This window comes from Novosphingobium sp. CECT 9465, from assembly GCF_920987055.1.
GTDB lineage: Bacteria > Pseudomonadota > Alphaproteobacteria > Sphingomonadales > Sphingomonadaceae > Novosphingobium.
Map to the genome: position 1 here is coordinate 2,656,424 of NZ_CAKLBX010000001.1, position 14,089 is coordinate 2,670,512.

12 protein-coding genes are annotated in these 14,089 nt (G+C 63.7%); 5 read left to right on the top strand and 7 right to left on the bottom strand.

All coding sequences use genetic code 11. The annotated features are described in order from the left end of the window. The first annotated feature begins 97 nt into the window (after positions 1-97). On the top strand, positions 98-487 hold the full coding sequence (locus tag LUA85_RS12905) for a response regulator (RefSeq protein ID WP_231470534.1): 390 nt from the start codon (positions 98-100) through the stop codon (positions 485-487). On the opposite strand, the gene fdhD is transcribed toward LUA85_RS12905, so the two are convergent. From fdhD to LUA85_RS12935, 6 genes are read right to left on the bottom strand one after another with little or no spacing between them, the layout of a single operon-like run. Then, positions 441-1,226: a formate dehydrogenase accessory sulfurtransferase FdhD gene (fdhD, locus tag LUA85_RS12910; RefSeq protein WP_231470543.1), complete on the bottom strand. Its 786-nt coding sequence runs from the start codon at positions 1,224-1,226 to the stop codon at positions 441-443. The genes LUA85_RS12905 and fdhD overlap by 47 nt on opposite strands. Then, on the bottom strand, positions 1,216-1,482 hold the full coding sequence (locus tag LUA85_RS12915; RefSeq protein ID WP_231470545.1) for a formate dehydrogenase subunit delta: 267 nt from the start codon (positions 1,480-1,482) through the stop codon (positions 1,216-1,218). Before LUA85_RS12915 ends, fdhD begins: the two co-directional genes overlap by 11 nt. Next, the gene (fdhF, locus tag LUA85_RS12920) at positions 1,479-4,379 is read right to left on the bottom strand and encodes a formate dehydrogenase subunit alpha (protein ID WP_231470547.1); all 2,901 of its coding nucleotides are present in this window, start codon (positions 4,377-4,379) and stop codon (positions 1,479-1,481) included. The genes LUA85_RS12915 and fdhF overlap by 4 nt, the downstream gene beginning before the upstream one ends. Further along, the gene (locus LUA85_RS12925; RefSeq protein WP_231470550.1) at positions 4,369-4,902 is read right to left on the bottom strand and encodes a molybdenum cofactor guanylyltransferase; all 534 of its coding nucleotides are present in this window, start codon (positions 4,900-4,902) and stop codon (positions 4,369-4,371) included. The genes fdhF and LUA85_RS12925 overlap by 11 nt, the downstream gene beginning before the upstream one ends. Further along, positions 4,899-6,455 (bottom strand): NADH-ubiquinone oxidoreductase-F iron-sulfur binding region domain-containing protein, encoded by a 1,557-nt coding sequence (locus LUA85_RS12930; RefSeq protein ID WP_231470552.1) that lies wholly within the window; start codon positions 6,453-6,455, stop codon positions 4,899-4,901. Before LUA85_RS12930 ends, LUA85_RS12925 begins: the two co-directional genes overlap by 4 nt. After that, positions 6,452-6,865, bottom strand: a complete 414-nt coding sequence (locus LUA85_RS12935; RefSeq protein WP_231470554.1) for an NAD(P)H-dependent oxidoreductase subunit E — start codon at positions 6,863-6,865, stop codon at positions 6,452-6,454. The genes LUA85_RS12930 and LUA85_RS12935 overlap by 4 nt, the downstream gene beginning before the upstream one ends. Before the next feature lie 260 nt (positions 6,866-7,125). On the opposite strand from LUA85_RS12935, the gene bioB reads away from it, so the two are divergent. Genes bioB through bioD form a run of 3 tightly spaced genes read left to right on the top strand, consistent with a single transcriptional unit; the run spans position 7,126 to position 9,991 of the window. Next, positions 7,126-8,226, top strand: a complete 1,101-nt coding sequence (gene bioB, locus LUA85_RS12940) for a biotin synthase BioB (protein WP_231470556.1) — start codon at positions 7,126-7,128, stop codon at positions 8,224-8,226. Continuing rightward, on the top strand, positions 8,226-9,374 hold the full coding sequence (locus LUA85_RS12945; protein WP_231470558.1) for an 8-amino-7-oxononanoate synthase: 1,149 nt from the start codon (positions 8,226-8,228) through the stop codon (positions 9,372-9,374). The genes bioB and LUA85_RS12945 overlap by 1 nt, the downstream gene beginning before the upstream one ends. Next, a complete protein-coding gene (gene bioD / locus LUA85_RS12950; protein WP_231470560.1) occupies positions 9,371-9,991 on the top strand; it encodes a dethiobiotin synthase in 621 nt (206 codons plus the stop codon). The genes LUA85_RS12945 and bioD overlap by 4 nt, the downstream gene beginning before the upstream one ends. 48 nt (positions 9,992-10,039) lie before the next feature. On the opposite strand, the gene LUA85_RS12955 is transcribed toward bioD, so the two are convergent. Continuing rightward, a complete protein-coding gene (locus LUA85_RS12955) occupies positions 10,040-10,501 on the bottom strand; it encodes an Lrp/AsnC family transcriptional regulator (protein WP_231470562.1) in 462 nt (153 codons plus the stop codon). Between the two features lie 103 nt (positions 10,502-10,604). On the opposite strand from LUA85_RS12955, the gene putA reads away from it, so the two are divergent. Next, positions 10,605-14,048, top strand: a complete 3,444-nt coding sequence (putA, locus tag LUA85_RS12960) for a bifunctional proline dehydrogenase/L-glutamate gamma-semialdehyde dehydrogenase PutA (RefSeq protein WP_231470564.1) — start codon at positions 10,605-10,607, stop codon at positions 14,046-14,048. The last annotated feature ends 41 nt before the right edge of the window (positions 14,049-14,089 follow it).

Here is a 14,089-nt window from a genome sequence, read left to right on the forward strand (position 1 = left end):
TGTTGCTGTCACAATTGCTGTAAAGTTCCCGGCGTGGCAATTCCGCTCCCGCCGGACCGTACAATGCCGCAGGCTTATGGCCCTGGAAGGATGTACCATGCGTGTCCTGTTACTGGAGGACGAACCGCTTCTCGCGATGCTCCTGGAAGAAACCATCGCCGATCTTGGCCATCAGCCAATCGGCGCGGCGGCCACGGTTGCACAGGCGCTTGCATTGCTGGAAAGCGAGGTAGTGGATTGCGCGCTCCTCGATTATTCGCTGGGCGATACCGCCACATCGGTGCCCGTTGCGCAACGACTGCAACGCGACGGCATTCCCTTCTGCTATCTCAGCGGCCACAACTCGCTGGAACCTGAGGAAAACGCGCCCGAAGGCCCGCTGCTGACCAAGCCCGCCTCGATTGACACGCTGGCCCGCGCGCTTGACAGCATGGCCGTGCTCAGGATTCGAGCAGACTATCCGTCCGCGCCAGGCTCACCAGCCTAAGGTCATGCGCCCGCGCCTGTTCGACCGCGAGTGTCGAAGCGGCCGAGATGGTCACCAGCAACGGCACTCCTGCAATCACCGCCTTCTGCACCAGTTCGAAGCTGCACCGCGCTGTCAGAAGGATGAAATGATCGGCAACCGCCAGTCCGGCGCGCGCGGCTGCCCCCAGCAGCTTGTCGAACGCATTGTGGCGGCCCACGTCCTCGCGCACCAGACGGATCGTGCCATCGGGCGCGCATAGTGCTGCGGCGTGCGCTGCGCGCGTAGCCTTGCCCATAACCTGCAAATCGCCCATCGCATTCACGGCGCGAAACATCGCCGCAGGCTCTACCGTCAGCCGCGCCACAACCGGCGTCAGCGGTCGCATGACCTGTTCAAGGCTCTCGATCCCGCACAGCCCGCAACTGCCCTCGGACAGCCGCAGGCGCGCGCGTTCCAGAAGCGGCGCCGCTCCCGATGGCGCCAGTTGCACGCGCAACATCCAGCCACCCGCATCGACGGGCGCGGCATCGGCCGATACAAACTCGGTAGCCGATGCGATCAGTTGTTCGGACAGGCAGAAGCCCAGCGCATAGTCGTCCAGATCGGCGGGTGTTGCCATCATCACCGCATAGCCCACGCCATTGATTTCGATGGCGACAGGCGCTTCTTCGATCAGCAGGCGTTCGACATCGCGCGCCTCAGTGCCATCGGCAAAGTGTTCGCGCAGATCGAAAGAGCGTGTGCCCTCAACCGGCATCGGAGCCTTGGACCTGCGGATCTGTCGCGCGCGTCTGGGGGGCAGGAATACGCCCTTCGACTATCCGGTTGACAGCATCTGCTGCAATCGGATCAAGGCCGCTGCGCCCTTCGTCGATCAACATCTCGATCATCACCGGTGTCCAGAACGCCACGATGTGATCGGCCACTGCCGCCACCGGCTTTTCATCCAGCGCCATGTTGCGCGCGATCTGGTTGGCCATGTAGACAAGCTTTTCCACAGTCTGCCCGCTCATTCGGCTGGCTCCATCGCAGAACCTTGAATGCGGCGCGATCGGACGGCCTGCGCCTCGTAATCTTCCTGCCAGTCCGACGGGCCGTTCGATGGCGTGATCTGCACAGCTGTTACCTTGTATTCCGGGCAATTGGTGGCCCAGTCGGAATAGTCTGTGGTGACGACGTTGGCCTGCGTGGCGGGATGGTGGAACGTCGTATAGACCACGCCCGGCGCAACCCTGTCGGTCACCAGCGTCCGCAGCGTCGTTTCGCCCGAACGGCTGGCAAGACGCACCCAGTCTCCCGATTTCACGCCACGGTTCTCGGCGTCGGTCGGATGCATTTCCAGCACATCTTCGGGGTGCCACACCGTATTGGCGGTGCGCCGCGTCTGCGCGCCGACGTTGTATTGGCTCAATATCCGCCCCGTGGTTAGTAGCAGCGGGAAGCGCGGGCCGGTGCGCTCGTCGGTCGGCACATAATCGGTGACGACAAACTTGCCTCTCCCGCGCACGAACCCATCCATGTGCATGATCGGGCTTCCATCGGGCGCGGCCTCGTTGACCGGCCATTGCAGCGATCCTTCGGCATCGAGCCGCGCATAGTTCACGCCCGCAAACGTCGGCGTCAGCCGCGCGATTTCGTCCATGATCTCGCCGGGATGCGTGTAGTTCCAGTCCAGCCCGATTGCGCGCGCCAGTTCCTGCGTGACCTGCCAGTCTTCGTATCCCTGCCCCTTTGGGCCGTTCAGCGGCTCCATCACCTTGCGCACCGGCTGGATGCGGCGTTCGGCATTGGTGAAAGTGCCGTTCTTTTCAAGGAACGTCGATCCCGGCAGGAAGACATGCGCATAATTGGCCGTCTCGTTCAGAAACAGGTCGTGGACGATCACACATTCCATCGCGGCAAGGCCAGCTGCGACATGCTTGGTATCGGGATCGGACTGGAGAATGTCCTCGCCCTGAATGTAGATCGCCTTGAACGTGCCGTCGGTTGCCGCATCCAGCATGTTGGGAATGCGCAGGCCCGGTTCGGGATCGATCGGCACGCCCCACTCCGCCTCGAACAGCGCGCGCGTGGCGGCGTCTGACACGTGGCGATAGCCGGATAGTTCGTGCGGGAAGCTGCCCATATCGCAGGCGCCCTGCACATTGTTCTGCCCGCGCAAGGGGTTCACGCCCACACCGCGCCGCCCGATGTTCCCGGTCGCCATCGCCAGATTGGCAATCGCCATGACTGTTGACGAGCCTTGGCTGTGTTCGGTAACACCCAAGCCATAATAGATCGCGCCGTTTGGCTTGCCTCTCTGGGCTGACGCCCAACCGGGACCGCCCGTCGCATAAAGCCGCGCCGCGCCGCGGACCGTCTCGGCATCCACGCCGGTGACGGGTGCGAGGAATTCAGGGCTGTTGCGCTCTGCCGAAACAAACTCAGCCCAGTGCTGGTATTCATCCCAATCGCAGCGTTCGCGGATAAACGCCTCATCGGCCAGTCCCTCGGTCACGATCACATGGGCCAGTGCGGTCAGCACCGCCACATTGGTGCCGGGCCGCAGCGGCAGGTGGTAATCCGCCTCGATATGCGCCGAACGCACCAGATCGGTGCGCCGCGGATCGATCACGATCAGTTTCGCGCCTTGACGCAACCGGCGCTTCATGCGGCTGGCGAACACCGGGTGCCCATCGGTGGGGTTCGCGCCGATCACCAGCATCACATCGCTGTCCTCGACGCTGTCGAAGTCTTGCGTACCCGCAGAGGTGCCAAACGTGGTCTTCAGGCCATAGCCGGTGGGGGAATGGCACACCCGCGCGCAGGTATCGACGTTGTTCGTGCCAAACCCTGCCCGGATCAGCTTCTGGACAAGGAACGTCTCTTCATTGGTACAGCGGCTCGACGTAATCCCGCCCAGCGCATTCCGTCCATAGGTATCGCGGATGCGGTTGATCTCGCTGGCGGTAAAGGCAAGCGCCTCCTCCCAGTTGACCTCACGCCATGGCTGATCGATGCTCTCGCGGATCATCGGTGAAAGGATGCGCTCCTGATGTTGGGCATAGCCCCAGGCAAAGCGCCCTTTGACGCATGAGTGCCCGCGATTGGCCTTGCCATCCTTCCACGGCACCATCCGCACCACCTGCTCGCCGCGCATCTCGGCGCGGAACGTGCAGCCAACGCCGCAATAGGCGCATGTCGTGATGACCGAGCGTTCGGGCTTGCCGATCTCCTTGACCGCCTTTTCCTGCAAGGTCGCGGTCGGGCAGGCCTGTACGCAGGCGCCGCACGAAACGCATTCGGACGACAGGAAGCTGTCGGTGGCAAGCCCTGCCGAGACTTTCGAGCCAAAGCCGCGCCCGTCGATGGTCAGTGCAAACGTGCCTTGCACTTCATCGCAAGCGCGGACGCAGCGCGAACACACGATGCACTTCGAAGGATCGAAATCGAAATAGGGATTGGAGGTATCAGTCGCCTGATCGAGATGATTCTCCCCTTCATAGCCGAACCGCACATCGCGCAGGCCCACGGCGGCGGCCTGATCCTGCAACTCGCAATCGTTGTTGGCGCTGCACGTCAAGCAATCGAGCGGGTGATCGGAAATGTACAGTTCCATCACGCCTTTGCGCAGCTTCTGCAAGCGCGGCGTCTGGGTGTGGACTTTCATCCCCGGCATGACCGGCGTGGTGCAGGACGCAGGCGTCCCGCGCATCCCGTCAATCTCGACCAGACACAGACGACATGACCCGAACTGCTTGAGGTTGTCGGTCGCGCAGAGCTTGGGGATCGAACCGCCGGTCAGCGCAGCGGCGCGCATAACCGTGGTGCCCGCCGGGACAGTGACTTCGCGCCCATCGACGAAGCAGGTGACCTGCCTGTCCGAATGGACCTCTGGAGTGCCGAAATCTGCCTGACGTTCATAGCCCATGGGATCGCCTCTCCGCAGACTCAAGGTCTGCCGGTGTATTGATATTAGCAGGTTTTTGATCGAACTGCACTGGCCGCGCACCCAGCGCTTCGGCAAAGGCGCGCATGGAATGCCGGCCATCGCCTTGCAATATCGCATCGACCGTGGCCGAAGCAGCGGCTGGCCACAGCCCGATCACCGGCTGGTCCGCGCAATAGCCCGGAGCCGGTTGCAGTTGGGCCAGCAGATCGTCACCCAGCCCCACGCTGTCGACCGAACAGGTCAGCACCAGATCATAGCCCGCATCGCGCGCATGATGCAGCGCCGCCGCGATGCCGCCCAGCGGCCCCATCCCGGCGCGCGGCCAATCGGGCAATGTCGGTGCGGGCGCAATGTCTCGCCCGATCACCACCACCGCGTCACACAAGGCTTCCAGTGCCTCGACCGCCCGCTCCAGCAGGGTACGCCCGCCAAGCTCGGCCAGCGCCTTGTCGCTGCCAAAGCGGGTGGACCGGCCACCAGCAAGAACGGCTCCGAGGATCACTCGGCTGCATCCCGATCAGCGGGAGCCACCCCAAAATCCTCAGGCCAATGGCGCAGCGCCGACAGCACCGGATAAGGCGTGAATCCGCCCAACGCGCAAAGCGAGCCGAACTTCATCGTTTCGCACAAGTCCTCCAGAAGCGTGATGTCGTCACCCAGTGTGCGCGGCGTCTTGTTCGCATTATGCATCTGCGGCAGTGCCTCGACCTTGTCTGCCGCCCTGCCAGACCGGGCGCGAATACGGTCGATCAGTTCCACCCCGCGCGTTGATCCGATCCGGCACGGCGTACATTTCCCGCACGATTCCACCGCGCAGAAATTCATCGCGAACCGCGCCTGCGCGCTCATGTCGGCGCTATCATCGAACACGGTCAGCCCGGCATGGCCGATCAGCCCGTCGTTGGCGGCAAAAGCCTCGTAATCGAAGGGCAAGTGAAATTCGGCAGGCGGGTGATAAGCCCCCAGCGGGCCACCCACCTGCACCGCGCGCACCGGACGTCCCGATGCGGTTCCGCCGCCAACGGTCATCACCAGTTCGCCCAGCGTCACCCCGAAGCCGACCTCATACAGGCCGCCATATTTGATATTGCCGGCAAGCTGGATCGGCATCGTGCCCTTTGACCGCCCGAACCCGACTTGCGCATAAGCCGCCGCGCCATTGGCCATGATCCACGGCACCGCCGCCAGCGTCAGCACATTGTTGACGACCGTCGGCTTGCCAAACAGCCCCTCCAGCGCGGGCAGCGGCGGCTTGGCGCGCACTTCGCCGCGCTTGCCCTCAATGCTGTTCAGCAGCGATGTTTCCTCGCCGCACACATAGGCGCCCGCGCCCACGCGCACTTCGGCCACGAAAGGCGCAACGATATGCGCCGAGGCCCTGACCGCTGCTTCCATCTTCGCAATCGCGTGCGGATATTCGCTGCGAATATAAACGTAGCCCTTTGTCGCCCCCACCGCGAGACCCGCAATCGCCATGCCCTCGATCAGCATGAAGGGATCGCCCTCCATCACCATGCGGTCGGCAAAGGTCGCGCTATCGCCCTCGTCGGCATTGCAGACGATGTATTTCCGGTCTGCCTCGGCATTGGCGACAGTGGTCCACTTGATTCCCGCCGGAAACCCCGCGCCGCCGCGCCCGCGAAGACCTGATTCGGTCACTTGAGCAATCGTCGCCACAGGGCCGATCTCGCGCGCCTTGGCCAGCCCATGCCAGCCGCCATGCGCCGCATAGTCGTCAAGGCTCAACGGCCGTGTCTTGCCCGCCCGCGCAAACGTGAAGCGCTGCTGCCTGGCGATGAACGGGTGATCCTCGATCCGGCCTATGGCCTTGACCGAAGTGCCGCCGAGCACATCGGCGACGTCCGCCGGTTCAAGTGGGCCGAATCCCTGCCCGCCAATCTCCACCAACGGCTCCAGCCAATGCATCCCCCACGATGACACGCGCTCGACCTCGTAGCCAGCCGCCGTGAAAGCATCGGCCACTTCATCGGCACCGCAGGCCAGCGCCAGCGCGTCGTCGCTGATCCGCACCACTTTTGCTGTTTCGGCGGTCATGCCAACTGCTCCACCAGTGCGCCCAGCTTTGCCGCATCGAGCCGAGCATGGACCTTTCCGCCTATCATCGCGTTCGGCCCCACGCTGCACAGGCCAAGGCAATAGACCGCCTCGATCCTCACACGCGGATTATCCGGCAACGCAGCGGCAAGCGCTTCAACGCCACGCGCCTGGCAGGCCTCGGCCCGACACAGCTTGAGCACGGCGTGCGGTTCGGGCACTTCGTGGAAATCATGATAGAAGCTGACCACGCCGTGCACATCGGCGCGGCTCAGGTTCAGGGCGCCCGCAATCGTGCGAATCGCCGGTTCCGATATGTGGCCATATTCCGCCTGCACATCGTGCAGGATGGGCAGCAATGGCCCTTCCCGTCCGGCGTGGGACGCAATGATCTGCTTCAACCTCTCCATGACGCCCAGAATACTCCGATGCTATTTTGTAAGCAACACATACAATCAAGCCCGTCCATCTGTCGATAGCGTCCTGATCCAAAGGGCAGGACAAGACCAGCCCGCAAGCAGCAATATAGCATTTCGCGGGGGCAATGCCGCAGCCATTGCATCGCGTGAAATGCAAAGTGCGAATTTGCAATTTTACGAATTCACTACAGCATGACGGCGAAATTTCGGTTATGGGCCTCGCAAAGACCTGAATCCGAAGGACGCCAGCCGTGCAAGAGACCATGCTCCAGCCGCGAGAATCGACCGTCACCACCGACGCGTTCACCACTGGAGCGTCCGCCCTGCCTGCCTGCCGGAATGACTGGACGCGCGAAGAAATCGCCGCGCTGTTCGATCTGCCGTTCACCGAACTGGTGTTTCGTGCCGCGCAAGTGCACCGCGCGCACCATCGCGCTGGCGAAGTGCAGCTTTGCACCCTGCTCTCGATCAAGACCGGCGGCTGCCCCGAAGATTGCGGCTACTGTTCGCAATCGGTGAAGGCCGACAGCGGCATCGAAGCCACCAAGCTGATGGAAGTGCAGAAAGTTCTGCAATCTGCCGCACAGGCCAAGGACAACGGATCGAAGCGTTTCTGCATGGGTGCAGCATGGCGCAATCCGAAGGACCGCGACATGCCCGCGATCATCGCCATGGTGAAGGGCGTGCGTGAAATGGGCATGGAAACCTGCATGACGCTGGGCATGCTCACCCCGTCGCAGGCCAACCAACTCGCCGAAGCGGGCCTCGATTACTACAACCACAACATCGACACCTCGCCCGAACGCTATGGCGAAGTAATCACCACGCGCACTTTCGCTGACAGGTTGCAAACGCTCGATACGGTGCGCAACGCCGGGATCAACGTATGTTCGGGCGGCATCGTCGGCATGGGCGAAACACGCGCCGATCGCGTCGGCTTCGTCCATGCGCTGGCCACGCTGGAACAGCACCCCGAAAGCGTACCGGTCAACGCGCTGGTCCCGGTCAAGGGCACCGTTCTGGGCAACATGCTGGCCGATACACCGCTCGCCAAGATCGACGATATCGAATTCGTCCGCACCGTGGCCGTGGCGCGCATCACCATGCCGCTGTCTATGGTGCGCCTTTCGGCGGGACGCGAATCCATGAGCGAGGCAACGCAAAGCCTGTGCTTCATGGCAGGCGCGAACTCGATCTTCACCGGCGACAAGCTGCTCACCGCCGCTAATGCCGGAGACGATGCCGACGCGGCAATGTTCGCCCGCCTTGGTCTGAAGCCGATGGAAGGCGATGAACCGCTGCGCGCAATGAAGGCAGCAGTCGGAGGCTGTTCGGGGGGCTGCGCGGCCTGATGGCAGACACTTCAACCCGGACGGGCAATATCTGGAGTACCCACACCGCCGATCTCGCCGCCTTGGGCGAAAAGGCGCGGCTGCGCTCGCTGTCCCCGCGCAGGGGCGTTGACTTTGCTTCGAACGATTACCTTGCGATGTCCACCTCGCCGCGCCTTGCCCGCGCGGTGCGGGATGCCATCGCGCGCGGCGTACCGCTGGGTTCGGGCGGATCGCGGCTGCTGCGCGGCAACGATCCCGAACACGAACTTCTGGAAGAAGAGGCCGCGCGTTTCTTTGGCAGTGAGGCTGCGCTGTTCTTCTCTTCAGGCTACGCCGCCAATGTCGCGCTGCTCTCCACCCTGCCCCAGCGCGGTGACCTTATCGTCTATGACGAACTCGTCCATGCCTCCATGCATGAAGGCCTGCGCCTGACCCGCGCCACCGCCGTCAGCGCCGCGCACAACGATCCGCAAGGCTTCGACGATGCCGCGCGAACGTGGCGCGCCAATGGCAACACAGGCCGCATCTGGCTGGCGTTCGAAACGCTCTATTCGATGGATGGCGATATCGCGCCCGTGGCCGAAATGGCCCGTGTTGCCGAACGCCACGATGCCATCATGCTGATCGACGAAGCCCACGCTACCGGCGTGTTCGGACACGATGGACGCGGCCTTGCCTGCGATCTTGACGGTCGGCCCGATACCGTGGTCCTGCGCACCTGCGGCAAGGCGCTGGGCTGCGAAGGGGCGCTTGTGCTCGGTCCCCGGATTGTCAGGGATTTCCTGGTAAATCGGGGCCGTCCGTTCATCTTCTCAACCGCGCCATCGCCGCTCATCGCCGCCGCCGTGCGCGAAGCCATCTGCATGCTGGCGGATGAACCTGAACGCCGAGAATCGCTCAAGGATCTTGTGATCCATGCCGAAGCCGTGCTAGGTCGCCACGGAGCCATCGCCACCGGATCGCAGATCCTGCCGCTGATCCTGCACGATGATGCCCGCACCATGGCCGTTGCGGCCGCACTTCAGGCCAGGGGCTTCGATGTGCGCGGCATTCGCCCGCCCACCGTCCCTCAGGGCACCAGCCGGTTGCGCATCTCGCTGACGCTCAACACCAGCCGGAGCGATGTCGATGCATTGGGCGCAGCACTGGCGGACGCGCTGGGATGAGCGCCTTCATCGTCACCGGGACGGATACGGGCATCGGCAAGACGATCTTCGCCGCCGCACTTACCGGTGCCTTGACGGCGCACTACTGGAAGCCGGTTCAGGCGGGGCTGGATGATGGCGCAGATCGCGATCATGTCGCGCTGCTTTCCGGCGTTCCGGCCTCGCACATCCTGCCCGAAGCCTATCGCCTCGCCACCCCTTGTTCGCCCCACCGCGCGGCGGAAATCGATGGCGTGGTGATCGATCCTGCGCGCCTTGTCCTGCCCGATGTGCGTCCTCTGGTGGTCGAAGGCGCAGGCGGCGCACTTGTTCCGGTCACGCGCAACACAACCTACGCCGATGTCTTTGCATGGTGGAACCTGCCGGTCATCATTGTGGCGCGAACCGCACTCGGCACGATCAATCATTCGCTTCTCACCATCGAAGCGCTGCGTCATCGCGGCGTATCCGTTCACGGCGTGGCGTTCGTGGGCGATGCCAATGAAGACAGCGAAGCCACGATCTGCACGATGGGAGAGGCACGGCGGCTGGGCCGTCTGCCAATACTGAAAACGCTGGATGCGCGGACACTTGCCGACGCATTCGCCCGGAATTTCCATCTCGAAGATTTCACCTGATCTTTGGCCCGCGCCATTGAGGTACAGGGCACCAAGCCACAGTAGCCCTCACGCCCGATCCTTGATCGGCTCCATCACCACGAAAGTCGACGTGTTCGAAACATGCGGCAGGGTCGAGATCTTTTCGCCCAGCACCATGCGGAAACGGCGGATGTCTGCGGTTCGCACCTTCATCAGATAATCGAAATTGCCAGCGATCATGTGGCATTCCTCGATTTCGGGAATGGCCATGACTCCGCGATTGAATTCGGCGAGCGCCTGTTCGCGCGTGTCGGAAAGTTTCACTTCGGTGAACGCAATGTGGTCCAGCCCCAGACGCGCCATGTCCAGCACGGCGCGAAATCCCTTGATCACGCCATCGTCGATCAGGCGCTTCAAGCGCACCTGACACGGCGTTTTGGACAAGCCGACCTGTTCGGCCAGTTCGGTGACCGGCATCCGCCCGTCTCGCGACAGGAGATCGATAATCTTGCGATCGAACTGGTCAAGTTGCCTGCCTGTTGCATCCATCGACGAATAATAGACTGCATATTTGATAAATTAAAGGCATGTTATCTACCTGTGGCCAACCATAGGTCGGATTGCCGGAATATTTGGTGGTATGTGCTGCCAGATGACCAAGCCCACCCCCTTCGAACACTTCGCGCCAGCGCTTGCCACGCCCACGGCCTTGCGCCGCGCCATTACCGACGCCACGCGCCGTGCCGAACGTGATTGCGTGAAAGCGCTGCTGCCGGAGGCAACGCTGCCGGCAGCGGTCGCTGCTTCGGCGCAGGCGCTCGCCCGCAAACTGGTTGAAACGCTGCGCGAAAAGCCGCGCGGCAATGGCGTGGAACAACTGGTGCAGGAATACGCGCTGTCCACGCAGGAAGGCGTTGCCCTGATGTGCCTTGCCGAAGCGCTGCTGCGCATACCTGACAACGCCACGCGCGACGACCTTATCCGCGACAAGATTGCCGGGGGAAACTGGTTGGCACACCTTGGCGGTGATCGCTCGCTGTTCGTCAACGCCGCCACCTGGGGCTTGGTCGTCACGGGCAAGCTGACCGCAAGTGTGGATGACAGCGGTCTGGGCAATGCGCTCACGCGCCTGCTGGCACGGGCAGGCGAACCCGTAATCCGGCGCGGCGTCGATCTTGCCATGCGGATGATGGGCGAACAGTTCGTCACCGGCGAAACGATTGCCGAAGCGCTGAAGCGGGCGCGCCCGCTGGAAAGGCGCGGCTTCCGCTACAGCTACGACATGCTCGGCGAAGCAGCGATGACCGCACGGGACGCCGACCGTTACTACGCCGATTACGAAACCGCGATCCACGCCATCGGCATGGCGTCGGCAGGGCGCGGCGTCTATGATGGCCCCGGCATCTCGATCAAGCTGTCAGCGCTGCATCCGCGCTACGCCCGCGCGCAGCAGGCGCGCGTGATGGCCGAACTGCTGCCACGCGTGAAGGCGCTGGCGAAACTGGCAATGCGTCATGACATCGGTCTCAATATCGACGCCGAAGAAGCGGATCGCCTGGAACTGTCACTTGACCTTCTCGAAGCCCTTGCGATGGACCCTGAACTGGCAGGCTGGAACGGCCTCGGCTTCGTCGTCCAGGCTTATGGCAAGCGCTGCCCGGCGGTGATCGACTGGATCGTCGATCTCGCCCGCCGCGCTGGCCGCCGGATCATGGTCCGGCTGGTCAAGGGTGCCTACTGGGATGCAGAGATCAAGCGCGCGCAAGTGGACGGCCAGGCCGACTTTCCCGTCTATACCCGCAAGGCGCATACCGATGTCGCCTATATCGCCTGCGCCCGCCGCCTGCTTGCCGCGCGCGATGTTGTGTTTCCCCAGTTCGCCACGCACAATGCGCAAACACTGGCCACGATCTACCGCATGGCCGGACCGGATTTCACCATCGGCAGTTACGAATTCCAGTGCCTCCATGGCATGGGCGAACCGCTCTATGACGAGGTTGTCGGGCCGGACAAGCTGGACCGTCCCTGCCGCATCTATGCCCCGGTGGGCACGCACGAAACGCTGCTCGCCTATCTCGTTCGTCGCCTGCTGGAAAACGGCGCGAACTCATCGTTCGTGAACCGGATCGCCAATCCACAAGTGCCGGTCGAAGATATCATCGCCGACCCGGTGGCGCAGGTCACCGCCGCTGCTGATCCCGGCGCACCCCATCCGCTGATTGCCCTGCCCCGCGCGATCTTCCCCGATCGCCGCAACAGCGCCGGGCCAGACCTTGCCGACGAGGCAACGCTGGGCAGGCTGAGCCAGCGCTTCACCGCCGTTTCAAGGCTGGTCCGCCATGCCGCGCCCACGGCCGAATTGCCCGCTGGCCCTGCGCGTGCCGTCCGCAATCCCGCCAATCATGCCGATATCGTCGGCATGGTCCGCGAGGTGTTGCCAGAAGCTGCGGCCCAGGCCCCGCACATCTCGGCTACCTCGCGCTGGAGCCAGACGCCCGTCGCCACGCGCGCGATCATCCTCGAACGCGCGTCCGATGCGATGCAGGCCGCCTTGCCCGAACTCATCGCGCTGATCGTGCGCGAGGCGGGCAAATCGGTGCCCAACGCCGTGGCCGAAGTGCGTGAAGCCATCGATTTCCTGCGCTATTATGCGTCGCAAGCCCCATTGCTGGCGGGGTCGCTTCCGCTCGGAACCGCGCTATGCATCAGCCCGTGGAACTTCCCGCTGGCGATCTTTACCGGACAGATTGCCGCCGCGCTGATGGCGGGCAATCCCGTGCTGGCAAAACCGGCAGAGGAAACGCCGCTGATCGCATCGGAAGCCGTGCGTATCCTGCACGAAGCGGGCGTACCCGATGACGCCCTCATCCTGCTGCCGGGCGATGGCACGATAGGCGCCAGCCTTGTCGCTGCGCCGGAAGTGTCGGCCGTGCTGTTCACCGGATCGACCGAAGTCGGCCGCCTGATCCAGCGCCAATTGGCAACGCGCCTGTCTGCCCCAGGCCGGCCCGTCCCGCTGATCGCGGAAACCGGCGGGCAGAACGCGATGATCGTCGACAGTTCGGCCCTTGCCGAACAGGTCGTCGCCGACGTGATCGCCTCGGCCTTCGACAGCGCGGGCCAGCGCTGTTCGGCCCTGCGCGTATTGTGCTTGCAGGAAGACGTGGCAGACCACGTGCTCGCAATGCTCAAGGGTGCATTGGCCGAACTCCACATAGGCACTACCGATCGCCTCAGCGCGGACATCGGCCCGGTCATCACTGCCCAGGCGCGGGACGGGATCGAGGCCCACATCGCCGCTCTGGCAGCCAAGGGCTGCCCGGTCCACCGTTTGGCGCTCGGCCCGGAAACCGCTGGCGGCACGTTCGTCGCCCCCACGATCATCGAATTGCCGGACCCCGCGCTGCTCACCCGCGAAGTGTTCGGCCCTGTCCTCCACGTCATCCGTTTTCCGCGGTCAGGCATGGGCGCGATGGTCGATCGGATCAATGCCTGGGGCTATGGCCTGACCTTCGGCCTGCACACCCGGCTGGATGAGACCATCACCCGGATCACTGCGAGGGCCAACGCGGGCAACATCTATGTCAACCGCAACGTGATCGGCGCGGTGGTCGGGGTTCAACCATTCGGCGGCCACGGCCTGTCGGGGACCGGACCCAAGGCGGGCGGCCCGCTCTATCTGCGTCGTCTGGTGGCCAGCGCGCCTTCCGCTCCGGCCCTCGCGCTGGGAGAGCGCGAACTGATCGGGCCGGTGGGTGAGCGCAACATTCATGCACTGCGTCCCGTGGGACGTGTGCTCATCGCCGCGCAGCATCATGAACGCCTCGCTGCGCTGGAATCGCGCGTCAAAAGCCTTGGCGGAATCCCGGTCGTCGCCGATCCCGGCTGGCAAGCCCTTGGGCCGTTTGCGCGCGCCCTCGTCGATGGCGACACCGCCTTCACGCTGGCCATCGCGCAGGCGGTGGCCGCGCTTGATGGCGCAATAGTCCCGGTACTTTGCCCGGCCGACGATGACGCCATGCTGATCGGCGAAGTTTCGCTGTCGATCAACACGACGGCGGCCGGCGGCAACGCCAGCCTGATGGCAATGGCATAACGCCGCTTCTCTTCCTCCAGTTGCCGACACCCTTTGAGATT